The 22971-nt window shown below is 73.1% G+C and carries 21 protein-coding genes; 12 read left to right on the top strand and 9 right to left on the bottom strand.

What is annotated here, in order from left to right:
- The first annotated feature begins 41 nt into the window (after positions 1 to 41).
- Positions 42 to 503: a MaoC family dehydratase gene (locus tag ACH4SI_RS15140; RefSeq protein WP_398296153.1), complete on the top strand. Its 462-nt coding sequence runs from the start codon at positions 42 to 44 to the stop codon at positions 501 to 503.
- A gap of 147 nt (positions 504 to 650) precedes the next feature.
- Here ACH4SI_RS15140 and ACH4SI_RS15135 read toward each other — a convergent pair whose 3' ends face one another.
- A complete protein-coding gene (locus ACH4SI_RS15135) occupies positions 651 to 1280 on the bottom strand; it encodes a TetR/AcrR family transcriptional regulator (RefSeq protein ID WP_398296152.1) in 630 nt (209 codons plus the stop codon).
- A gap of 72 nt (positions 1281 to 1352) precedes the next feature.
- On the opposite strand from ACH4SI_RS15135, the gene ACH4SI_RS15130 reads away from it, so the two are divergent.
- The gene (locus tag ACH4SI_RS15130; RefSeq protein ID WP_398296151.1) at positions 1353 to 1871 is read left to right on the top strand and encodes a DUF402 domain-containing protein; all 519 of its coding nucleotides are present in this window, start codon (positions 1353 to 1355) and stop codon (positions 1869 to 1871) included.
- Between the two features lie 63 nt (positions 1872 to 1934).
- Here ACH4SI_RS15130 and ACH4SI_RS15125 read toward each other — a convergent pair whose 3' ends face one another.
- The 3 genes from ACH4SI_RS15125 to ACH4SI_RS15115 form a co-directional block, all read right to left on the bottom strand.
- On the bottom strand, positions 1935 to 3029 hold the full coding sequence (locus ACH4SI_RS15125; RefSeq protein WP_398296150.1) for a Zn-dependent alcohol dehydrogenase: 1095 nt from the start codon (positions 3027 to 3029) through the stop codon (positions 1935 to 1937).
- Positions 3026 to 4276 carry an MFS transporter gene (locus ACH4SI_RS15120; protein WP_398296547.1) on the bottom strand — a complete coding sequence of 417 codons (1251 nt, stop codon included), beginning with the start codon at positions 4274 to 4276 and terminating at the stop codon, positions 3026 to 3028. Before ACH4SI_RS15120 ends, ACH4SI_RS15125 begins: the two co-directional genes overlap by 4 nt.
- Before the next feature lie 81 nt (positions 4277 to 4357).
- The gene (locus ACH4SI_RS15115) at positions 4358 to 5803 is read right to left on the bottom strand and encodes a CitMHS family transporter (protein ID WP_398296149.1); all 1446 of its coding nucleotides are present in this window, start codon (positions 5801 to 5803) and stop codon (positions 4358 to 4360) included.
- Positions 5804 to 5983: 180 nt separating this feature from the next.
- Here ACH4SI_RS15115 and ACH4SI_RS15110 point away from each other — a divergent pair, with 180 nt between their 5' ends.
- Positions 5984 to 6673, top strand: a complete 690-nt coding sequence (locus ACH4SI_RS15110; RefSeq protein ID WP_398296148.1) for a ribonuclease H — start codon at positions 5984 to 5986, stop codon at positions 6671 to 6673.
- A gap of 30 nt (positions 6674 to 6703) precedes the next feature.
- On the opposite strand, the gene ACH4SI_RS15105 is transcribed toward ACH4SI_RS15110, so the two are convergent.
- Entirely contained in the window at positions 6704 to 7348 is a 645-nt protein-coding gene (locus ACH4SI_RS15105) for a TetR family transcriptional regulator (protein WP_398296147.1), read from the bottom strand.
- A 65-nt stretch (positions 7349 to 7413) separates the two neighbouring features.
- Between ACH4SI_RS15105 and hmgA the strand changes: the two genes are divergently transcribed.
- The 3 genes from hmgA (at position 7414) to ACH4SI_RS15090 (ending at position 10845) form a co-directional block, all read left to right on the top strand.
- Positions 7414 to 8760, top strand: a complete 1347-nt coding sequence (gene hmgA / locus ACH4SI_RS15100) for a homogentisate 1,2-dioxygenase (RefSeq protein ID WP_398296146.1) — start codon at positions 7414 to 7416, stop codon at positions 8758 to 8760.
- Positions 8761 to 8822: 62 nt separating this feature from the next.
- A complete protein-coding gene (locus ACH4SI_RS15095; protein WP_398296145.1) occupies positions 8823 to 9572 on the top strand; it encodes a GntR family transcriptional regulator in 750 nt (249 codons plus the stop codon).
- Positions 9573 to 9678: 106 nt separating this feature from the next.
- Entirely contained in the window at positions 9679 to 10845 is a 1167-nt protein-coding gene (locus tag ACH4SI_RS15090) for a type ISP restriction/modification enzyme (protein ID WP_398296546.1), read from the top strand.
- Between the two features lie 186 nt (positions 10846 to 11031).
- On the opposite strand, the gene ACH4SI_RS15085 is transcribed toward ACH4SI_RS15090, so the two are convergent.
- Entirely contained in the window at positions 11032 to 11295 is a 264-nt protein-coding gene (locus ACH4SI_RS15085) for a hypothetical protein (RefSeq protein ID WP_398296144.1), read from the bottom strand.
- A gap of 251 nt (positions 11296 to 11546) precedes the next feature.
- On the opposite strand from ACH4SI_RS15085, the gene ACH4SI_RS15080 reads away from it, so the two are divergent.
- The 4 genes from ACH4SI_RS15080 (at position 11547) to ACH4SI_RS15065 (ending at position 18227) form a co-directional block, all read left to right on the top strand.
- Positions 11547 to 13061, top strand: a complete 1515-nt coding sequence (locus ACH4SI_RS15080) for a DUF4331 domain-containing protein (RefSeq protein WP_398296143.1) — start codon at positions 11547 to 11549, stop codon at positions 13059 to 13061.
- A 137-nt stretch (positions 13062 to 13198) separates the two neighbouring features.
- Complete coding sequence (locus ACH4SI_RS15075) at positions 13199 to 14563, top strand: tetratricopeptide repeat protein (protein WP_398296142.1); 1365 nt, start codon at positions 13199 to 13201, stop codon at positions 14561 to 14563.
- A 497-nt stretch (positions 14564 to 15060) separates the two neighbouring features.
- Complete coding sequence (locus ACH4SI_RS15070) at positions 15061 to 16578, top strand: sulfite exporter TauE/SafE family protein (RefSeq protein ID WP_398296141.1); 1518 nt, start codon at positions 15061 to 15063, stop codon at positions 16576 to 16578.
- A 44-nt stretch (positions 16579 to 16622) separates the two neighbouring features.
- Entirely contained in the window at positions 16623 to 18227 is a 1605-nt protein-coding gene (locus ACH4SI_RS15065) for a serine/threonine-protein kinase (RefSeq protein ID WP_398296140.1), read from the top strand.
- Here the strand turns inward: ACH4SI_RS15065 and ACH4SI_RS15060 are convergent.
- Positions 18197 to 19003, bottom strand: coding sequence for an SGNH/GDSL hydrolase family protein (locus ACH4SI_RS15060; protein ID WP_398296138.1), 807 nt, complete (start codon positions 19001 to 19003; stop codon positions 18197 to 18199). The two genes, ACH4SI_RS15065 and ACH4SI_RS15060, sit on opposite strands and share 31 nt — an antisense overlap.
- 367 nt (positions 19004 to 19370) lie before the next feature.
- On the opposite strand from ACH4SI_RS15060, the gene ACH4SI_RS15055 reads away from it, so the two are divergent.
- Positions 19371 to 20522 (top strand): DUF5925 domain-containing protein, encoded by a 1152-nt coding sequence (locus ACH4SI_RS15055; RefSeq protein WP_398296137.1) that lies wholly within the window; start codon positions 19371 to 19373, stop codon positions 20520 to 20522.
- Positions 20523 to 20546: 24 nt separating this feature from the next.
- On the opposite strand, the gene ddaH is transcribed toward ACH4SI_RS15055, so the two are convergent.
- On the bottom strand, positions 20547 to 21326 hold the full coding sequence (gene ddaH, locus ACH4SI_RS15050) for a dimethylargininase (RefSeq protein WP_398296136.1): 780 nt from the start codon (positions 21324 to 21326) through the stop codon (positions 20547 to 20549).
- Between the two features lie 36 nt (positions 21327 to 21362).
- On the bottom strand, positions 21363 to 21737 hold the full coding sequence (locus ACH4SI_RS15045; protein WP_009719087.1) for a GntR family transcriptional regulator: 375 nt from the start codon (positions 21735 to 21737) through the stop codon (positions 21363 to 21365).
- A gap of 124 nt (positions 21738 to 21861) precedes the next feature.
- Between ACH4SI_RS15045 and ACH4SI_RS15040 the strand changes: the two genes are divergently transcribed.
- Positions 21862 to 22812 carry a GNAT family N-acetyltransferase gene (locus tag ACH4SI_RS15040; protein ID WP_398296135.1) on the top strand — a complete coding sequence of 317 codons (951 nt, stop codon included), beginning with the start codon at positions 21862 to 21864 and terminating at the stop codon, positions 22810 to 22812.
- Positions 22813 to 22971 lie beyond the last annotated feature (159 nt).

The following is a 22971-nucleotide window of genomic DNA, read 5'->3' as shown; positions in this document are numbered from 1 at the left end:
GATCGCCAGCCGCGTCGCGAGTCGCCCGGGAGGCAGCACACATGGCAGAGCCCAGGATCTTCACCTCGCCCGAGGAACTGCGCGCCGCGGTCGGCGAGGACCTCGGCCCCACCGACTGGCTGGAGATCGACCAGAAGCGGATCGACCTGTTCGCCGAGGCGACCGGCGACCACCAGTGGATCCACGTCGACGCCGAGAAGGCCGCCGCAGGACCCTTCGGCACGACCATCGCCCACGGCTATCTGACCCTGTCGCTGCTTCCGCACTTCAGCCCGCAGCTGCTGCGCGTCGAGGGCGTGCGGATGGGTGTCAACTACGGCAGCAACAAGGTCCGCTTCCCCTCCCCCGTCCCGGTCGGCTCCCGGCTGCGCGCCACGGGCCGGATCGCCGAGGTGGCCGAGGTGAAGGACGGCATCCAGCTGACGCTGACGGTCACCGTGGAGCGCGAGGGCAGCGCCAAACCGGCCTGCGTGGCGGAATCGGTGTCCCGCTTCTACCTCTGATCCGCCGTCGTTCGGGCCGAAGTACCAGCCGTAGTAGCGGTTGAGGGAACCGGTACGAGCAGGTCGTCGCCTTCCTCGCCGCCGCCCTGCGCGGGGACCAGGACGAGGGCCGCAGCCGTAGCGGTGCCCGAACGCCCCCTGATCGGCTCAGGCGGCCGACGCGCCGACCATGCGCAGCACCAGCCCGGCGTAGAGGTCACCGACCTCGTCGGGGGTGCTGCGCCCCCGCGCGTTGAACCAGCGGGCGACATCGATGCACAGCGACAGCACCGCGACCGTGGTGCCCCGCACGTCCGGCACGTCGAAGTCGCCCGCCCGCACCCCGTCCTCGATGATCGAGCGCACCGTCGCGTCCGTGGCCCGGCGCATGGCGATGACCTCGGCGTGGTGCTCCTCCCCGAGCGCCCCCAGCTCGTACTGCACCACGCGCGCGGTCGTATGGTGCTCGGCGTGCCATCGCACGAAGCCCCGCACCGCGGTGGCCAGCCGCTCGACGGGCCCGCCGCCCCCGTCCCGCGCCTCCTCCAGGATGTCCAGCGCGAGCCGGTGGCCGACCTTGCTGATCTGGTAGAGCAGCTCTTCCTTGGTCTTGTAGTGGATGTAGAGGGCGGCCGGACTCATCCCGGCGCGCCCGGCGATGTCCCGCGTGGTGGTGGCGTGATAGCCACGCTCGGCGAAGGCGTGCACGGCGGCGCTCACCAGCCGCCGGGCCGCGTCCGGCGTAATGTCCGCCCACGCCTCGGCCCGGCCCCCGGCATTCTTCCGCTCCACGTCCATGGCGGACACCCTACACGGAGGGTGAGCAAGCGCTTAGGACGCGCCTTCCGGGCGGGTACTAGGATCGCCCGCATGACGTCCTTGGTCCAGGTCAACTACCGGAAGTACGACGGCACTCTGCACTGGAACATGCGCATGCGCAGACTGGGCGAGGACGAGCACGGGGTCTGGCTGGGGCTGCCCGCCCACTCGGTGTCGCGCAAGGGGTACGGCCCCGAGGTGCCCATCGAGTCCGCGCATGTGATCCTCTTCCCGCGCGGGACGTGGTGGACGGCGGTCTTCAACGACGCGCCGCGCTCGACCGAGGTGTACTGCGACATCACCACTCCGGTGGAGTGGGTCTCCCCGGACGAGGTCACCATGGTCGACCTGGATCTGGACGTGCTCCGGAAGCGGGCGGACGGGGCGACCCTGCTGGTGGACGAGGACGAGTTCGCGGAGCACCAGGTGCGGTACGGGTATCCGGCGGACGTCATCGCGCAGGCGGAGGCGGCGGGGCAGTGGCTGATGGAGGCGGTCGGGGGCGGCGCCGAACCGTTCGGGAAGGCGTACCGTCCGTGGCTGGCCATGGTGTCCGGGGAGAACGGCTAGCAGCAACGCCGTTCGGCGTCTTGCCGACGGCGGCGCCCCCGGCCGGTTCCCCATAGGTGGCGACTAGAAGACGACGAGCGCGCGGCCTCCGCGGCCCGCGAGCATCGCGTCGAAGGCCGCCGGGATGTCGTCCAGGCCGATCCGCTCGGTCACCAGGGCTGACGGGTCGAGCCGTCCGGCGCGGATGTGTTCGGCGAGGACGGGGAGGTCGCGGGCGGGGTCGCTGTTGCCGTAGACGCAGCCGGAGAGGGTGCGGCCGAAGTAGAACAGCTCCAGCGCCGAGAAGGTGACCTGCTGGTCCTTGCCGCCGATGCCGACGACGGTCGTCCGGCCACCCCGGCGGGTGGTGGACCAGGCGGTGCGGATGGTGTCGGCACGGCCGACGCATTCGATGGCGACGTCGGCGCCGTGGCCGCCGGTGAGGGCGCGGATCCGCTTGGCCGGGCCGCCGTCGCCGGTGCCGTCACCGCTGAGGACGAAGTCGGTCGCGCCCGCCGCGCGGGCCAGTTCCTCCTTCGCCGGTGACACGTCCACCGCGACGATCGTCCCGGCGCCCGCGAGGCGCGCCGCCTGGAGCACGGCGAGGCCGACGCCGCCGATGCCGAAGACGGCGACGGACTCGCCGGGGCGTACCCGGGCGCTGTGGTGGACGGCGCCGTAGCCGGTGAGCACCGCGCACCCCAGCAGGGCGCCGTCGGTGAGCGGCACGCCGTCCGGCAGCGGGAGCGCCGCGTGTGCCGGTACGACGGTCTCCTCGGCGAACGCGGCCGTGCCAAGACCCGGGTACAGCTCGCCGCCGTCGGCGAGCGTGGCGTACGGCAGGGCCGCGGCGTCCCCGGACTTGGCGCACAGCCACGGCTCGCCGAGCCCGCAGTAGTGGCATCCCCCGCAGGACGGGGCCCAGTTGAGGACGACGGCGTCGCCCGGGGCGATCCCGGTCACGCCGTCGCCGACCGCCGTCACGGTGCCCGAGCCCTCGTGGCCGAGGACGGCGGGGACGGGCTGGCGGAGCGTTCCGTCGGACAGGGACAGGTCCGAGTGGCACACCCCGGCCGCGGCGAGCCGCACCCGCACCTGTGCCGGTCCGGGGGCGGGGATCTCGATGTCCTGGACGCGGAGCGGCGTGCCGAGGGCGGGAAGGACGGCGGCGCGGGTCATGGTGTGGGCTCCTCGGGGTCGGTGCGGGCCGATGTTTCCTCCCCCGGCCCGCACCTCCCCGAAACCGCGCTCCGCTCCGCCTCGGGTGCGCCCCGGTGGTTTCTCTGCGCCGGGAGGCCGGCCACCGTATCAGCGGCTCGCCTCAGGGGCCGTACGGCGATCGCCGCCGAGGCGAGCAGCAGCACGCCGAGCATGACGAAGGGGGCGGCGGTGCCCGCGAGCCCGGCGAGCAGCCCGGCCGAGGCGGGCGCGGCGACCTGGCCGAGACGGTTGCCGGTGAGCCGCAGCGCGAGGGCGGTGCTGCGCGCGTCGTCGGGCGCGGCCTGGACGACGGTGGTCATGGACAGCGGCTGGCCGACGCCGAGGCAGAAGCCGAGCGCGGCGAGCAGCACGCCGAGGGCCCAGGCGGGCAGCGGCAGGGCGACGGCCGCGCACAGCAGCCCGGCGCCCAGGCAGCTGACGGCCATCAGCACGGTACGGCCCATCAGCCGGATCATCGGGGTCATCACCAGGCGGCAGGCGACGGTCGCGGCGGCGCGCAGGCTGAGCAGCAGGCCGACGACGGCGGGAGAGATGGCGCGCTGTTCACCGACGACGGGCAGATAGGCGGTGAGGATGTCGGTGGCGGAGAGCACGGCGAGGCTGAGGAAGATGCCGGAGGCGACCCCGCGGGTGCGCAGGATCCGGAACACCGGCACCCGCCGGGAGGGGGCTTCCCCGGCGGGCTTCTTCAACGGCGCCTCAGCCGATCGGTGCTCGATGCGCCACAGCGAGGTGACCGAACAGGCCGCGACGGCGGCGGCGACGAAGAGCGCGGCGGCGCTGGTGCGGGCGAGTGCGCTGTCGTGGCCGGAGACGAGCTGCCCGGCGGCGATCGGTCCGATGAGCTGGCCGAGCGAGGCGCCGACGGTGAAGTGGCCGAAGTTGCGGTCCTGGTCGGCCGGGGCGCTCTGCCGGGCGACGAGTGACTGGGCACCGATGACGAATGACAGATGCCCCAGTCCCATCACCCCGCTCCAGGCGGCCATCTCGGGCAGGGAGCCCGCCGTGCCGCTGAGGCCGCATCCGGCGGCGATGAGCACGACGCCGACGGGCAGCAGCGGAGCGCACCGGCCGTGGTCGGTGCGCCGCCCGAGCGGTACGGCGGCGAACAGCGGCAGCAGCGCGTAGACGCCCGCGATCACGCCGACCGCGCGGGCGTCGGCGCCCAGTGCGAGAGCCCGGTAGGAGACGGCCGGTCTGGCCATGCTCACCGCCCCCTGCGCGAAGGAGAAGGCGATGACCAGGCGCAGCAGCCAGCCCCTACCGGGCTCCGAAGTCGTCACGGGTCAGATGATGCCGAACGCGATTCCGGCGGCCAGCACCACCAGGGAGGTGAGCACTGCCCATTTCACCGTGAACCGGGTGTGGTCGCCGAATTCGACCTTGGCCATGCCGACGAGCACGTAGACCGCGGGAACCAGCGGGCTCGACATGTGCAGGGCCTGTCCGACGAGCGAGGCGCGGGCGATCTCCAGCGCGGAGACGCCGTGGGTGTGGCCCGCCTCGGCGAGGATCGGCACGATGCCGAAGTAGAAGCCGTCGTTGGACATGAAGTAGGTGAACGGGATGGACAGCAGACCTGTGACCAGACCCATCTGCGGACCCATGGCGTCGGGGACGCCGTCGACGACCCAGCGGGCCATGTGCTCGACCATGCCGGTGCCGGTCAGGACACCGGTGAAGACGGCGGCGGCGAAGACCATGCCGGAGACGTTGACGACGTTCTCGGCGTGGGCGGCGACCCGGGCCTTCTGATCGACCATGCGCGGGAAGTTGACCGTGAGCGCGATGGCGGCGGCCAGCAGGAAGAGGACGGGGATGTCCAGCGTCTCGGTGATCATGAGGGTCAGCAGGGCGACGGTGAGCGCCGCGTTGAACCAGTAGAGCTTGGGGCGCAGGGTGGCGCGGTTCGGGTCGAGGCCCTTGAACTCGTCGTCGCCCTCGTCCGCACCGCTCGCCGCCGGGCCGCCCGCGGGGGCCTCGGCGTCCGTACCGCCACCGGCGCCGCCGGTGCGCTTGCCCAGGCCGATGCCCTTGCCCTTGCCGCCCTCGGCTCCGGCACCCGCGCCGACGAGCACCGTCTCCGAGTCGCCCTCGGTGACCTCGTCGAGGGTCAGCACGCCGAGGCGCTTGCGCTCACGCAGCCCGAGGCCGTACGAGAGGGCGAAGACGAAGAGCAGACCGACCGCGAGGGCGGGGATCATCGGGACGAAGATGTCGCTGGCGTCGACCTTGAGGGCGGCGGCGGCGCGGGCGGTGGGGCCGCCCCAGGGGAGCGTGTTCATGACACCGTTGGCCATGGCGGCGACACCGGTCATCACGACCAGGCTCATCTTCAGCTTCCGGTAGAGCGGCACCATGGCCGACACCGTGATCATGAAGGTGGTGGAACCGTCACCGTCGAGCGAGACGATCGCCGCGAGCACCGCGGTGCCGACCACGACCCGCATCGGGTCCGCCTTGCAGAACCGCAGGATGACGCGGACGACCGGGTCGAAGAGACCGACGTCGATCATCACCCCGAAGTAGATGATCGCGAAGAACAGCATCGCGGCGGTGGGTGCCAGCTCCCCGATGCCATCGATGACGTAATCACCGAGGTGCGCCCCCTTCCCGACAAGGACGCAGAAGAGCGCCGGGATGAGCACCAGCGCACCCATCGGGGACATCTTTTTCATCATGATCAAAACAAGGAATGTTGCGATCATGACGAAACCGAGGATTGTCAGCATGTGGCTACCTCACGTTCGCCTTTGAACTCCCCCAGATTTGGCGGTCGGGGCGACGTTAGGTGGCGCAACTTGGCGTTAACAAGGTCTTGACGTGTGAGCAATAAGCGCAAAACCCCAGGTCAGTCGGTTGGGCGGCCGACGCGGCGATGAGCACAAGGGAAGCGATGGCAGTATCGGGGCATGGCTGAGCAGATCATCGCCGCGTGTGACGGGGCGTCGAAGGGGAACCCCGGGCCCGCGGCCTGGGCATGGGTCATCGGCGGGAACGAGAGCGAGGTGGAGCGCTGGGAAGCCGGGCCCCTGGGCACCGCCACCAACAACGTGGCCGAACTGACCGCTCTGCAGAAGCTGCTGGAGGCCACCGACCCGGCCCTGCCGCTGCAGGTGCGGATGGACTCGCAGTACGCGATGAAAGCCGTCACCACCTGGCTGCCGGGTTGGCGGAAGAAGGGGTGGAAGACCGCCTCCGGCTCACCGGTGGCCAACCGGGACCTCGTGGTCCGTATCGACGAGCTGCTGGGCGGCCGCAGCGTCGACTTCGTCTACGTTCCCGCACACCAGGTCGACGGCGACCCCTTCAACGCCGCCGCGGACGCGGCCGCCAGCCACACGGCCCGCACGCAAGCGCCCGCGGGAACCTCGCTCGGCTCCGCCCTGCCGCCGCCGGAGCCGCAGACGGCTACGCGCTCGGCAGGCCGCAGCCGCCCGTCGCGTCCGAAGGCCGCCCGCTCGGGCGGTGGTTCGATCAAGGCGAAGTTCCCCGGCCGGTGCCGCTGCGGCCGGCCGTACGGGAAGGGCGAGCTGATCGCGAAGAACCCGGAAGGCTGGGGCCACCCCGCCTGCGTGACCGAGGCCACGGCGGCCGGATAGGGAGCAGGGGCCCGCCCGCCGGGGGCGGGCTCAGTCCAGCACGCGCGCCAGATACGCCCGCAGCAGCTCCTTCGTCTCGGCCACGACCGCCGGGTCCCCCTCCGGGTCCACCCGGAAGGCGAGCCGCAGCAGCGCGTCCGCCGTCTCGACCGCGAGCAGGAAGGCGACCCGCAGGCGCTCGTCGGCCTCTGCGGTGCCGTCGATGCCGAGCGGCTCGGCGAGGATGGCGCGCAGCCGGTCGGCCACCAGGTGGTTGGGCTGGTCGGGCAGGCCGGTCGCCGGGACCGGCATGCCGAACTCGACGAGCGCGAAGCCCGGCGCGCCGCGCTTCATCTCCAGGTATTCGTCCACGACGACGTCCATCGCCGCGCGCCAGTCGCCCTGACCCGGCCCGGCCCCGGCCAGCCGCCGGGTGATGCGCGCGGCGTACTCGTCGAGGTTGCGGTGGGCGAGGGCCTCGGCCATCGCCCGTTTGTTGGAGAAGAAGCGGTAGACGGAGCCGATGGGCACCTGGGCGCGGTCGGCCACCGCGCGGGTGCTCAGCTGCTCATAGCTCATCTCGTCGAGCAGCTCGGCGCAGGCGTCGAGGATCCGGCCGAGGCGCTCGGCGCTGCGGCGCTGGACCGGTGGGCGGCGGAGAGGCGGTATGGGCACGCCACCATCCTGCCCGATCATTGACGTAAGACCTCTTCGATTCCTATCGTCGGACAGAGGATTCGACGGAGCGTCGGGAGCACACCATGGGCGAGGGCACGGGGATCGAGCGAGCGCGCAAGACGGCCGCGGGGCTGGACCCTTCTTCATGGTCTTCCGGTTTCGGCAACGAGCACAGCAGCGAGGCGGTCCCCGGCGCGCTGCCCGTCGGCCGCAATTCGCCCCAGCGCGCCCCGCTCGGGCTGTACGCGGAGCAGCTGAGCGGCAGCGCCTTCACCGAGCCGCGCGCCCACAACCGCCGCTCCTGGCTCTACCGCATCCGCCCGTCGGCCGCGCACCCCCCGTTCGTCCGCGTCGACAACGGCACCCTGGGCGGCGCCCCCTTCGCCGACTCCGCCCCGGACCCCAACCGGCTGCGCTGGGACCCGCTGCCGGAGCCCGCCGGGCCCACCGACTTCCTGTCCGGCCTTTGGACGCTGGGCGGCAACGGGGACGCCGGCCGGCGCACCGGCATGGCGATCCACCTCTACGTCGCCAACGCGCCCATGACCGACCGGGTCTTCAGCGACGCGGACGGCGAGCTGCTGATCGTCCCCGAGCGCGGCGGGCTGCTGCTCCACACCGAGCTGGGGCTGCTGCGCGCGGAGCCGGGCCATGTCGCACTCATCCCGCGCGGGGTGCGCTTCCGGGTCGAGCCGCTGGACGCTTGCGTCCGCGGCTATGTCTGCGAGAACTACGGCCGCCCCTTCGTCCTCCCCGAGCTCGGCCCGATCGGCGCCAACGGGCTGGCCAACGCCCGCGACTTCCTGGCCCCCGTCGCCGCGTACGAGGACGTGGAGCGCCCGGTGGAGGTGGTCAACAAGTTCTGCGGCAACCTGTGGGCCGCGACGTACGACCACTCCCCGCTGGACGTCGTCGCCTGGCACGGCAACCACGTGCCGTACGTATACGACCTGCGGCGTTTCAACGTCATGGGCACCATCAGCTACGACCACCCCGACCCGTCCATCTTCACGGTGCTCACCTCGCCGTCCGACACCCCCGGGCTCGCGGGCGTCGACTTCGTGGTCTTCGCGCCGCGCTGGCTGGTCGGCGAGGACACCTTCCGGCCGCCGTACTTCCACCGCAATGTGATGAGCGAGTACATGGGCCTGATCGAGGGCGCGTACGACGCCAAGACGGCCGGTCCGGGCGGCTTCGTACCGGGCGGCGGCTCGCTGCACAACATGATGTCGGCGCACGGCCCCGACCACGACACCTTCGAGGCGGCGAGCGCGGCCGAGCTGACGCCCCGGAAGCTGGACGACGGGCTGGCGTTCATGTTCGAGACGCGCTGGCCGGTCACGGCGACCCGGCAGGCGCTGGAGTCGGACCGGCTCCAGGGGGCCTACGACGCGGTGTGGCAGGGTCTGGAGCGCCACTTCCGCGCGTGATGCCTGGATGGCCTTGTCGGCCTGGCCCGAGGCCGCCGTGACCCTGACCGGAGAGCCGCGTTGTGACCACCTTCGCCCCCGATTCCCTCGCCCTCAACCGCAAGCTGCCGCTCTGGTACCAGGTCTCGCAGTCGCTGCGCGCCTCGATACTCGGCCGCGGGCCCGATGAGCCGCTGCGGCTGCCGACCGAGGACCGGCTCGCCGAGCACTACGGCGTCAGCGTCCTCACCATGCGGCAGGCGCTGAAGGAGCTGGAGTCGGAGGGCCTGATCAGCCGCCACCGGCGGCGCGGCACCTTCATCGAACCGAGCGCGCGGCGCGGCACACCGGTGCGGCTGCTGGGCTCGGTGGACGCGATCGTGGCCCAGCAGTCCGGCGAGCGGACCACGGTGCTGGAGCACGGCCCGGCGCCGGTCCCGGCGGAGCTCGCCGGGTACTTCCCCGGCCTGGAGGAGGCCGCCTCCTACCGTCGGCTGCGCCGGGACGAGCGCGGCGACGAGCCCACCAACTGGGCCGAGAACCTGGTCCGCCCCGAACTCGCCGCCCGCATCGACCTCGCCGATCTGGCGCGCTGGCCGATGACGAAGGTGCTGCGGGACGCGGTGGGGGTACGGATCAGCCGCATCACCGACACCGTGGAAGCGCGCCTGGCCGACCCGGAAACCGCCCGCCTCCTCCAGATACCGCTGCTCAGCCCGATCCTCCACTACACGGGCGTGACGTACGACGACCTCGGCCGCGTGGTCGACGTGGCCCGCATCCACTACCGCGGCGACCGCTTCTCGTTCTCGGTGACGGTGGACGCCGACTGACCGTGGCATCCGACACGGCTACGATGCGTTGGCTGACCAACGTACATGCCGGGTGAAAGGCGGCAGGGTGACGGCAACCCGAGACGCATCGCTGCTGGCGGATCTCATGCCCTGGTCCGTGCGGCCGCCACGGTTCGGGCGGGGCTGGGTCGTGGGGCCGGACGAGGGGGCGCTGCGGGCCCGCTGGGCGCGGCTGGTGGGCGCCGGGGACGAGGCCGAGCGGGCCGCGCTGTTCCGGCCGAGCCGCGCCCGTACGCTGCACACCTCCGTACCGCAGCTGCCCGGCCAGGCCACCTCGACCGCGCGGCTGGCCCGCGAGGACGGGCCGTGCCCGGAGCCGGTGCGGGTCGCGCACGGGCCGTTCGACCAGCAGTGGCTGATACCGGATCACCGCTTGCTCGACGCCGCCCGCCCGGAGCTGTGGCGGGTCGCGGACGACCGGCAGATCCATGTGGTGGAGGCGGGCGGGCCCGACCCCGACCCGGTGCTCACCTTCTCGGCGCTGGTGCCGGACGGCCACTCCCCCGCCGGGCGCCCCGGGCTGATCCGCCCCCTCTACCGCCGCCCCGGCGGACGCGAACCCAATCTCGCGCCGGGGCTGCTCGACCACCTCGGGGAGCGGCTCGGTCACCCGGTCACCGCCGAGGACTTCCTCGCCTGGGCCGCCGCCGCGCACCGGGGCGCGCCGTGCGCCGTACCGCTGACCGCCGACCCCGAGATCTGGGAGACGGGCGTGGAGCTGGGCCGCCGTGCGCTGTGGCTGCACACGCGCGGGGCGCACAGTGGTGAGCGCCCGCGCATGCCGGGCGGCCAGCGCCCGTACGTACGCGCCGCGCTCCCCGAGCGCGGGCTGCCGGACACGATCGGTTACGACCCGGACGAGGCGGCCCTGCATCTCGGCGCGGGGCGCATCTCCCCCGTACCACGGGCCGCGTGGGAGGCCCGGGCGGGCGGGGTGCGGGTGCTGGAGGCGTGGTTCGAGCGGCGTACGGAGCGGGCCGAGCCGGGCACGCTGGAGGCGGTCGGCGCTCCGGCCGGATGGCCACGGGGCTGGACATCCGAGCTGCTGGAGCTGATCACCGTGCTGGCGCTGCTCGCCGAGCTGCGCCCGGCGCGGGAGGCGCTGGCCGACCGGGTGGCCGGAGGGCCGGTGGTCGGCCCGGAGGAGCTGCGCGCCGCCGGGGTGCTGCCGGTGACCACCGCGGCCCGCCGACCGGCGTCGGTGCTGGACCACCAGGAGGAGGGGCCGGAGGGGCAGTTCGCGCTGTTGTGACCCACTGCTGCGACGCGGGGCCCGCGCATCCCGGGAGGCCAGAGCGGTGTGCCGTGCCTCACAAGGTGGCCACACAGCAGGACGCACCGGCTGGAGCTGGCCGGTGCGTCCGGTGCCTGTCCGGGATGCGGATGCGGTCGCGCGCGGGCGTGACGCGCCTGGCAGGGGCGGTCGGGCGCGGTGGGGTCAGGCGTGGTTGCCGAACAGCGAGCGCCGCAGCCGCCGCAGCGGCGCGAACAGCGACACCCGGGCGCCCCGGTTGTTCTTCGCGCGTGCGTGATCGCGCGCGATCAGCTCCTGCATCAGCGACGTCGCGCCCTCGGCCTCCCGCTCGGGGACGGCCGGGCCGCCCAGCACCGAGAGGTGGCGGTCGAGCCGCGCGCTGGACGCTCCGCTCCCGCAATGAATGGCAGGCACTCGAGGCCTGCTGCGTACCGTTATCTGCTCCATGTCACTCCCCACCCGTACGAGGGCACCCGCCCCGGGCAGAGTAACCCTACCTCCCCGAGCCGTCACCCGCGTATCCCAGGTCGCTGATTCACCACCACGTCAAGGGTGTTGACGCCCATACCGTGGAGATCGGCCCCGGTGGGAGCGCCTTTGCCATTCGTGACAAATTACGGAACGCGCCAAGCCTTTCGGCCCTCCGCCCCGAATAGCCGCATGAAGGAACATCCGGCAAGGTGCGAAGGACCGACACGATGACCGCAATCACCAGGAGCTTGGCCGGGCTCGTCTGCAGCTCGCTGGCCGCGGGCGCGCTCACGGCCGCCGGCGTGGCGGCGCTGCAGCCGCAGACGGCCGAAGCCTCCAGCCACCGCGAGGCGCCACTGATCTCGGGGCAGCCGCAGTACGACGCGACGGACGTGTACGCGTTCCAAAGCCCCGACAAGCCGGACAAGACCACCCTGATCACGAACTTCCTGCCGTTCCAGGACCCGGCAGGCGGCCCGAACTTCTACAAGTTCGGCACGGACGCCCGATACGACCTGCACGTCGACAACGACGGCGACGGCCAGGGCGATCTGCTCTTCCGCTGGACGTTCAAGGACCACGTGAAGAACGGGGACACGTTCCTCTACAACACCGGCCCCGTCGACTCGCTCGACGATCCGGACCTCAACTTCACGCAGAGCTACGACCTCGAGGTCATCAAGCTGAAGAACCAGCGGGCCGTCGCCCGGGCCAAGCTCGCCGACGACCTGCCGGTCGCCCCGTCGAACGTCGGCAAGGCGTCGATGCCCGACTACAAGAAGCTCCGCGACCAGGCGGTCCAGGACATCGGCTACAGCGGCGGCTCGACCAGCTTCGCCGGTCAGGCCGACGACCCCTTCTTCGCCGATCTGCGGGTCTTCGACCTGCTCTACGGCGGCGACATGTCCGAGGTCGGCAACGACACCCTCAAGGGCTACAACGTCCAGTCCCTCGCCCTCGAGGTGCCGACCAAGGCGCTGACCGAGTCCGCCGACCAGCCGGTGATCGGCGTGTGGTCCACCGTCCACCGCAAGACCGCGCGCGGCGACTGGGCCCAGGTCTCCCGGCTCGGCAACCCGCTGGTCAACGAGGTCGTCATCCCGCGCAAGGACAAGGACAAGTTCAACGCCTCGGCCCCGTGGGACGACGCGCAGTTCGCGGGTTCCGTGAAGGACCCGGAGCTGCCCAAGCTGATCGAGCAGATCTACAAGATCAAGGCCCCGGACACCCCGCGCGACGACCTCGTGCAGGTCTTCCTGACCGGTGTGCCGAAGCTCAACCAGCCGCCGCACGTCCGCCCCTCCGAGATGCTGCGGCTCAACACCTCCATCAAGCCCGCCAAGGACCCCAAGCGACTGGGCGTGCTCGACGGTGACAACGCCGGGTTCCCCAACGGGCGGCGGCCGCTCGACGACGTCCTGGACATCTCGCTGCAGGCCGTGGAGGGCGAACTCCTCGGCAAGAAGAACGACCTGGGCGACGCGGTCGACAAGAACGACCAGGAGTTCTACGGCGCCTTCCCGTTCCTCGCGCTGCCCAGCTCCGGTTCGGACGCCAAGGCCGTCTCGAAGAGCGCCGGTTCGGGTCTGCTGGAGGGCGGCTCCGGTATCGGTGGCTCCTCCCAGGACACGATGGTGCTCGCCGGGTCCGCGGCGGCCGGCGGCGGCGCCGTCCTGCTGCTGGGCCTCGGCCTCCTGTGGATGCGCAAGTCGCGCCGTCCCGCCCGCGCGCGCAGGCACTGACCGGCGCCCATCCCCTCTCGCACCACCTCGCGGGCGCGGTCCCGCTCCGCCTCGCAGGCTCCGGCCCTGCGGGACCGCGCCCCCTCTCCACTGTCCCGGCGCATCTCCACCGTCCCGGCGAAAGGCAGCTGTCACCCATGGCTCTCCGGCCACCCCTCCCCCGCACGGTCCGCACGGCGGCCGTCGTCTGCACCCTCGCGGTGGGTCTGACCGCCGCCTCGTCCGTGCTCAGCGGACCGCCCGCCGACCGGGCCGACGGTGCCCCGGTGTCGCTGCGTGCCGCCGGGGCGCCGGCCGCGCTCCAGCAGGTCTCGGCCGACGGCCTCGCCGACCGGATCAGCGCCCTGCAGAAGCATCTGCGCGCCCAGCCCAAGGACGCCTCCGGCTGGTCCGGGCTGGGGGCCGCCTACATCGAACAGGCCCGCAGCACCGGCGACCCCACCCGCTATCCGCAGGCGGAGAAGACCTTCGCCCACTCGCTCGCCGTCCAGCCGCGCGACAACGACGAGGCGCTCGCCGGGCGCGCCTCCCTCGCCGCCGCCCGCCACGACTTCACGAGCGCGCTGCGGGACGCCGACAAGGCGCTGAAGGTGAACTCCTACAGCCAGGCGGCGATGGCCGTCCGCATCGACGCCCTGGTGGAGCTGGGCCGCTACAAGGACGCGACCGCCGCCGCCGACCACGCCGACTCGGTGCGGCCCGGCATCCCCGTCTTCACCCGGCTCGCCTACGTGATGGAGCTGCGCGGCGACCCCAAGGGGGCGCGCGAGGTCCTGGAGCGCGCGCGGGAGTCCGCGACCTCGCCCAGCGACATCGCCTACGTCTCCACCTCGCTCGGCCAACTCGCCTTCGGCCAGGGCCGGTACGACACCGCGCGGCGCGCCCTGGGCACCGCCCTGCGCGCCGTACCCGGCTATCTCCCGGCCCTGGAGTACCGCGGCCGCACGGCAGCCGCGGAGGGCCACGCGGGGGCCGCCGTGCGCGACCTGGAGAAGGTCGTACGGCGCTCCCCGCTCCCCGCCCAGCTGGCCGCGCTGGGCGAGGCGTACGAGGCGCGTGGCGACGCCGGCGACGCCAAGAAGGCGAAGCAGCAGTACGCGGTGGTCGACACCTGGATCACGCTGGCCCGCGCGAACGGGGTGGCGACCGACCTTGACAGCGCCCTCGTCGCGGCCGACCACGGCGACGTCAAGGAGGCCCTGAAGGCGGCCCGCGCCGAATGGGACCGGCGGCAGACCGTGCACACCGCCGACGCCCTGGCCTGGGCCCTGCACCGCAACGGCAAGGACCGCGAGGCCCTCACCGCCGCCGAGCGGGCCGCCGAACCGGGCTACCGCAACGCGGCGTTCCTCTACCACCGGGGCATGATCGAGAAATCCCTCGGCGAGGAGAAGGCCGCCCGGGACCACCTCGCCGCGGCCCTCGACCTCAACCCGGGCTTCTCGCCGACGGGCGCGCGCGACGCGAAGGCGGCGCTGAAGCGGCTGGGCGGTGCCCGATGACTTTCCCCCACCCCGCCCCTTCCCGCACCGGGGGCCGGCCCCCGTCCCCCCACCAGGGGCTCCGCCCCCGGACCCCGGTCCTCACACGCCGGACGGGCTGGATGGCCTGGACGGCCACCGCCCCGAATGCCGAGCCCGAGGCGAAGCGCCCGACGGGCCCAAGGGCGCAGCTCCCGGCGGGCTCCGAAGCGCGGCCCACGCCGGGGCCCGGGACGGAGCTACCGGCAGAGTCGGCAGACCCCGGAGCAACGCACCCCGCTCCCGAGGCGAAGCACCCGGCACGGCCCGGCACGGAGCACCCCGCATGTGCCGGGGCACAGCACCTGCGGGCCAAGGCCGAATACCCGCCGAGGCCCGAGGCGCAGCACCCGGCGCAGCCCGAGGCAAAGCTCCCCGCGCGGCCCGGAGGGACGCGCCCGGTGGGGTCCGGGGCGAGGTGGGGGGACACGCCCCGTCGCGGGCGCCTTCGGCGGCGGCTGGCCGTGGTGGGAGTGTTGGTGGGGGCCGTGGGCGCGGTGCTGGTTCCTGCCGGGAGCGCCGAGGCCCATCCCCTCGGCAACTTCACCGTCAACCGCTACGACGGCCTCGTCATCACGCAGGACGCCCTCCGCGTCGACCACGTCGAGGACCTGGCCGAGATCCCGTCCGCGCAGGCGAAGGCGCAGATCGACAAGAACGGCGACGACACGCTCTCCCGGAGCGAGCTGTCCACCTGGGCCGAAACCCGTTGTGCGACCGCCGCGGACAAGGCCCGCCTGACCGTGGACGGCGACAAGACGGCCGTACGCGTCCAGCGCAGCGCGGCGCGCAACCGTCCCGGACAGGCCGGGCTGCCGACCGTGCGCGTGAACTGCCGGCTGACGGCCGCCCTGCCGCACGCGCGGAAGGCGGCCATCACCTACCGCCCCCATGACGTCGGCAGCGGCCCCGGCTGGCGCGAACTGACGGCCCAGGGCGACCGGATGACGCTCACCGACTCGACCGCCCCCACCCGCTCGGTCTCCCACCGGCTGACCAGCTACCCCAAGGGCCAGCTCTCCTCGCCGCTCGACCAGCGCACCGCCACCCTCCGGGTCGAGCCGGGCGGCCCCGCGCTCGCCGCGGCCACCCCGGCGTCCGACCGGGACGACGCGGTGGGTTCGTCGGTGCTGCCGCGCGGCGCGGACCGCTGGACGCAGGCGCTCACCTCGATGGTGGCGCGGCACGACATCACCTTCGGTTTCGCGCTCACCGCCTTCGGCATCGCGGTCATGCTGGGCGCGATGCACGCGCTCGCCCCGGGCCACGGGAAGACGATGATGGCGGCGGCCGCCGCGGCGGGCGGGCGCAGCGCGCTGCGCGATGTGCTGACGCTGGGCGCGTCGGTGACGGTCACCCACACGATGGGCGTGTTCGCCCTGGGACTGCTGGTCACGGCGGGATCGGCGGCAGCGCCCTCGGTGATCTCCTGGCTGGGCATCGCCAGCGGGGTGCTGGTCGCGCTGACCGGCGCGGGACTGCTGCGCAAGGCGGTACGCAGACACCGCCATGTGAAGGCCCATCACCATCACCACCACCACGGTCATGACCATGAGCATGGCCACGACCACGACCACGGGCACTCGCACACGCACACGCACACCCACGACCACGGGGACGGCCACACCCACACCCACGAGCTGCGCCCCACCCTCCGCGGCACCCTCCTGATGGGCTTCGCGGGCGGCATGGTCCCCAGCCCCTCCGCCGTCGTCGTGCTCGTCGGCGCCGCCGCGCTCGGCCAGGCGTGGTTCGGGGTCGTGCTGGTGGTGGCGTACGGCCTCGGACTGGCGCTGACCCTCACTGCGGCCGGGTTCACGGCGGTACGTGTGGGCCAGGAGGCCGCCGAGCGGCTCATGGCCCGCCGCGAGCGGGCGGGCCGGGGGCACAAGCTCCTGGGCGCGCTGCACCGCGCGTCGCCGTTCGGGACGGCCGCCATCGTCCTCGTGCTCGGCTGCGGATTGGTGCTCAGGGGGGCGGCAACAACGCTCGGTTGAGGTACATTCAGCCCGAATTGCTCGGTTAGGGGGAGGGCTCGGCCATGAGCGAAGAGGGCTTCGGCCGACGGGGTGAACAGGTGGCCGGGGGGCGTTACCGCCTCCTCGGCGAACTGGGCCGCGGCGGCATGGGCGTGGTGTGGCGGGCGTACGACGAGGCGCTGGGCCGCGAGGTCGCCATCAAGGAGGTGCGGGCCCCGGCCGGGCTCGGCGACCGCGACATCGGTCGGCTGTACGCCCGGCTGGAGCGGGAGGGCCGGGCGGCGGCCCGGGTCTCGCACCGCAACGTGGTCACGGTGTACGACGTGGCCATGGAGGGCGGCCGCCCGTGGATCGTCATGGAGCTGGTGCGCGGGCTGTCGTTCGCGGATGTGCTGGAGGCGGAGGGTTCGGTGCCGCCCGCGCGCGCCGCGTCCGTCGGCGCCGGGGTGCTGGCGGCGCTCCGGGCCGCGCACGCGGTGGGCGTGCTGCACCGGGACGTCAAGCCCGGGAACGTACTGATCGGACACGACGGCCGTGTGGTGCTCTCGGACTTCGGGATCGCCCTGGTGGAGGGCGACGCGGCGCTGACGCTGACCGGGGAGCTGATCGGCTCGCCGGAGTTCCTCGCCCCCGAACGGGCGCTCGGGCAGCCGCCGGGCCCGGAGGCGGATCTGTGGTCGCTGGGCGTGATGCTGTACGCGGCGGTGGAGGGCTTCTCGCCGTTCCGGCAGGACACGCCGCTGTCGACGCTGCGGGCCGTGGTGGACGCGGCGTTACCGCCGCCCCGCTGGGCCGGGCCGCTGAGGCCCGTACTGGAGGGGCTGCTGCACAAGGATCCGCGGCGGCGCACCACGGCACCGGAGGCCGAGCGGCTGCTGCGGCTGGTGGCCGCGGGCGGCACGCCCGGGGGCGTACGGCCTCGGCCGGAGGCGACACCAACGACACCGACGACACCGACCGCCCCAACGACCCCCGCCACTTCCACGGCGCCCACGCGCCCCCTGGTGGCGGCCGCGCCGCCACCCCTCGGCCCCGCGGACGACCAGCCGCCGCCACAGCATCCCCGCCGCGCGGTGGCCGCGCTCGTGGTCGGCGCGCTGCTGGGCGGGCTGGCCCTGGGCGGACTGACCTGGGCGCTGCTGAACGAAGGCGACCAGGACGACGACAACGGCGGCATCGGCGGAAGCACGACCGCCACGACCGCCACCGCCACGCACCGTACGGACACCACCAAGGCCGGCGGCCGCCCCGCGACCACCGCCCCCGCCCTCACCGTCACGGTCGTCATCAAGGCCGAGCGCGACGGCTACGAAGGCGCCTGCCCGCCCCCGTCCGACAAGGCGCCGTCCTTCACCGCGACCCTCTCCGTCGACCACGCGCCCGCGACGGTCGAATACCGCTGGATCACCGGCAGCGGCCGGGTGTCGGACGGCGGCTGGAAGTCGGCCCACTTCAGCAGCGGCAGCACCGCACGAACAGTGCGCCACACCGAGCCGTCGTACCAGGCGGGCGGCCGCCACAAGGACTGGATCGCCGTGGAGACGAGGGGCCCCAAGGGCGTGACGTCCTCGCACGTCGACTTCGCCACGACGTGCGAGGAGGCCCCGACGGACGGGGCCTCCTCCGATGCGTCGGATCAGGCAGCCGAGGTGAACACGGGGAGGTAGCCGCCGGACTGGCCGGCGGCGGTCGGGTGGTAGGACTCCTCGATGGGGAGGGTGACGCTGTTCAGCCAGGGGCTACCGGAGCAGAGCTCGTGTCCGGTGAAGGTCGTGGTGACGTCGCCGAAGGAGAAGCCGTGGTCGGCGGCGCGCTTGTTGGTGACGGAGTTGAGGAGGTCGGCGGCGTTGTTGATGGCGGCGCGCGAGGCCTCGCTGAGGCCCAGCCAGCAGACGCCGTTCAGCTTGTAGAAGCGCGGGTAGCCGAGGACCACGACATGGGCGGACGGGGCCTTGGACTTGATGGCGTCGTACACCTGGTCGAGCTTGCCGGGCAGGGCGCTCTCGGCGTACGTACGGGCGTTGGCCACGGCGGTGAGGCAGGCGCTCTCGCCCTGCAGCGCACAGGTGGTCATCACGCTCGCGAACCCGGCGTCGTTGCCGCCGATGCTGATGCTGACGAGACCGGTGCCCGAGTTGAGCGGTCCGAGCTGACCGCTGAGCACGTCACCGGTCTTGGCGCCCGAGCAGGCGGTGAAGGCGAAGCTGGAGGGGGAGTGGGCGGCGGCCCAGAGCGCGGGGTACGCCTTGGTGCTGCGCTTGCAGGCACCGCTGGCGCTGTCGTAGCTGCCCGCACCGACCCCGGATGAGTACGAGTCGCCGAGCGCCACATAGGCGGGGCCGGCGCTCTGACCGGTGGCGTGGGCGGCGCCGGCCCCGGTGAGGGTGAGGACCGCGCCGACGACGAGCGAGCCTAAGGCCGCCGTGAGTCTGGACAGTTTCATGCGAAATCTCCCTAGCAGGATCACTCCTGTGCCGATGCGAGGCGCGATCACCCCAAGGCGGGGCAAGCGCGTTCGAAACCGTCAATCACGCCACCGTGTGCACATTTTGGCGACGTGACATGGCTCTGTCATGCCGCCGAAAATCATGATCTATGCGCGGAAGTGTCCAAAATCTTTCGATCACTCAAAGCGGTGAATCCTGCACGTAATCCCCGGCGCGCGCCCGGCGTCGCCGGCGCAGCGGTTCGTGACGATGGCGTGAGGGGACGAAGAGTGTCCGTGAACGCCCCCATTCCGGTGGGCTTCTTCGGAACAGCTCGGTAAACGGCCGTAAACCCCGGTGCGCCGACGCCCCTCGTGCTGGATCATGGGGCAGGGTGCGCCGACCGCCGCACCGGACCGCTCGCTCAGGAGGCAGACCCTGCCCGCTACACCCGCCGAACAGTCCCTCCCGATCCGGCTGAACGTCGATGACAGCGATTCGCCGTCGGATGTTGTCGACGCGCTCTTTCTCGGCCGCTTCGCGACCGGAGAGCAGCCGTATGCCCGCAGCCACTCCGTCGACCGGGTGAAGTCGGGCGCCTCTCTGCTGCCACCCGCCGCGACCGTGCTGCGCACGGCCCGCGACGACGACCGCAGCGCCACGCTCGCCGAGGGCGACGGCTGGACCCTGCTGGTGTCCCGCTGGAACCGCGGCGCGGACGTGACCGTGACCGCGATCCGGGACGACCTTGCCGAAACGGTGCTGCGACAGGCGGTCGACGGCGCGGAGGACGAGCCCGAGCCCCAGCCGGAGAACGTGTCGATGGGCTTCTGGTACGTCTCACCGCGCCGCGGCCCGCACCGCACCACCCGTCAGATCGCGGCCGGGACATGGGAGGAGATCCGCGACAACTACACCGCGCCGGTCGCCGAGGCCATGGACGGGCTGATGAAGGTCACCCCGGACGACATCGCCGGCCGCCTCCTGCTGCTGCACGGCCCGCCCGGCACCGGCAAGACCTCCGCGCTGCGCACCCTCGCCCGCTCCTGGCGCGACTGGTGCCAGGTGGACTGCGTCCTGGACCCGGAGCGGCTGTTCACCGACGTCGGCTATCTGATGGACATCGCCATCGGCGAGGACGACGGCTCGGCCAAGGGCCGCTGGCGGCTGCTGCTCCTGGAGGACTGCGACGAGCTGATCCGCGGCGAGGCCAAGCACACCGCGGGCCAGGCGCTGTCCCGGCTGCTCAACCTGACGGACGGTCTGCTGGGCCAGGGGCGCAACGTGCTGGTCGGGGTGACCACCAACGAGGACCTGGAGCGGCTGCACCCGGCGGTGGTCCGCCCCGGCCGCTGCCTGGCCCGTATCGAGGTCGGCAAGCTGAACCGTGCGGAGGCGGTCGGCTGGCTCGGCACGGAGGAGGGCATCGGCCGGGACGGCGCGACGCTGGCGGAGCTGTTCGCCCTCCGCCGCGGCACCCGCCCCGCCTCGGTTCCCATCCAGCCGGGCGAGACGGACGCGGGGCTGTACCTGTAAGGCCCTGTGCCCCTCTGCGTACAGCTATACGTACAGCTCCCGCAGCCGCACCGACAGGCAGGTCACGCAGCCCTCCATCTTCTCGAACTCGCCGATGTCCACCGGCACCGGCGTGTACCCGAGGTCGGCGAAGAGCGCCGCGCTGCGCGGCGCGCTCGCCGCCATCAGCAGCCTGCCGCCGCCCAGCAGCACCACATGCGCCCCCGACTCCTCGGGCACCGGCAGGAAGCGCGGAAAGACGGCAGGGTCGTCGACCAGCGGCGGATACCCGATCACGGTCCCGTCCGGCAGCGCCGTGACCGCCGACTTCAGGTGCAGCACCTTGCTGACCGGGACGGCCACCACCCGCGCCCCCAACGGTTCGAAGGCGGCGCGCACCTGCCGCACGCCCTCACCGTTCGTCCGGCCGCCGCGCCCCACGTACACCGTGTCGCCGATCTTCAGTACGTCGCCGCCCTCCAGCGTCCCCGGCTCCCGTACCCGGTTGACCGAACAGCCCAGCGCCGTCACGGCCGCCTCGGCGGCCTCCGTCTCGGGGCGGCGGGACTCGGCGCCGGGGCGCGCGATCAGCGCGACGTTCCGGTGGAGGACCATCGTGTCCTCGACGAAGACCCCGTCCGGGCACCCGTCGACCGGATCCGCCTCCACCGTCTCCCAGCCGTGCGTCCGGAGGGCGTTGACGTACGCCTCCCACTGCCGCAGCGCGAGCGCGGCATCGACCGGCTTGCGGTCGATGTGCGTGACGAGGCCCTCGGCGAGACGCGGGCTCGGGCGGCGGACCAGGGCTATGCGGCTGGTTGTCATCGATTCCCCCTCTTGATCGGTTTTCCCTGTCGCGGATCACTCACCGTATGCCGCCCGCAGCGCGTCCTCGACGGCGGCGAGCGCCGCCGCGCGGTCCAGGCCGAGCCGCCGGGCGCGCTGGGCGTACGTCTGCGCCGCCTCGGCGGCCTGGCGCCCGGCCGCGTCACCGGCCGCCGCGACGAACGTGCCGTGGCGGCCGCGGGTCTCGATCACCCCGTCCGACTCCAGCGCGCGGTACGCCTTGGCGACGGTGTTCGCCGCCAGGCCCAGTTCCTCGGCGAAGCCGCGCACGGTGGGCAGCTTGTAGCCCACCGGGAGGTGCCCGGAGCGGGCCTGCTCGGCGATCTGCGCGCGGATCTGCTCGAAGGGGGCGGTCGCCGCGTCGGGGTCGACGGTGATCTGCAAGGCCACGTGGGGCTCCTGGGGGGGGCGTACGGCATGGGGTGCGGGCTTTGTCGCACCCATTGTGTGCCGCTTCGGGTGCGTCCGGAAATTCGGAGGCGGGGCGACGGGGCGGGCCGTAGTCTGCGCGCCCATGACCATGACCGTGCGCGATTTCCGGGCCGCCGACGCGGCCGCCGTCGCGGAGGCACGCCGCTCCGCCTTCCCCCACCTCGTGACGACGGACCGGACCGTGGCCTGGGAGGTGGCGAGCGCGCCGGAGGCCCGCCGGTACCGGCTGCTGGTCGCGGAGGCGGACGGCCGGGTGGTGGGCTCCTGCGAACTGGGCCTCTTCCCGGACGCGGACTTCCCCGAAGCGGACGGCGACGGGCCGGGGGTGGCCTGCGCCAACACCTCGGTACGCGCCGACGCGCGGGGCCGGGGAGCCGGTTCGGCGCTGGTGAGCGCGGCGGAGGAGCATTTGGCGGGGCTGGGCGTCGCCAAGGTGTTCGCGTGGACCCTGGACGAGCCCGCCTCCGTCGCCTTCGCCGAGCGCCGCGGCTACCGCCGCAGCCGCTCGTCCCGCGTGCAGCGGCTGGACCTCGCGAAGGCGGCCCTGCCGCCCCTCGCCACGGACGCCCTGCCGGACGGCGTGGAGCTGCGGACCGCGGCGGACCTCGCCGACGATCCGCGCCCGCTGTACGAGGCGGACGTCGAGGCGATGGCGGACGAGCCCGGCGACGTACGCGAGGGCCGCCCTCCCTACGCCGAGTGGCTGGCCCGGACCTGGGACCATCCGGCCCTGGACCGCGAACTGACCACGCTGGCCGTCGTGGACGGGCGCGTAGCGTCGTTCAGCCTCGCCCATACGGACGGCCGCGGCCGCTACTGGTCGGGCATGACCGGCACACTGCGCGCCCACCGCGGGCGGGGCCTGGCGAAGCTGGCCAAGACCGACTCGCTGCGCCGGGCGCGCGCGGCGGGGTGCGCCGAGGCGTTCACGGGCAACGACGGCGAGAACGGCCCGATGCTGGCGATCAACGCCGGGCTCGGCTATGCCTTGTCCGCCCTGGAGTGGCGTTACGTACGCGAGCTGCGCCGCTGACCGGCTGCCTACGGGCGCGCCACGGCGCTGGACCATCCGAGGTCCACGTCGCGGTGCTGCGACACGCGCTCGGCCTTGTCCTGTCGGCGGCGGGGCATCCGCTCGCTCCGGGCACCTGCGCCGCCGCCTCCTGGTCCGGGGCCGCTCCCCCGCCGCGCC

The organism is Streptomyces sp. NPDC021212 (assembly GCF_044332925.1).
Classification (GTDB): Bacteria; Actinomycetota; Actinomycetes; order Streptomycetales; family Streptomycetaceae; genus Streptomyces.
This window is presented reverse-complemented; position numbering and strand designations above follow the sequence as displayed.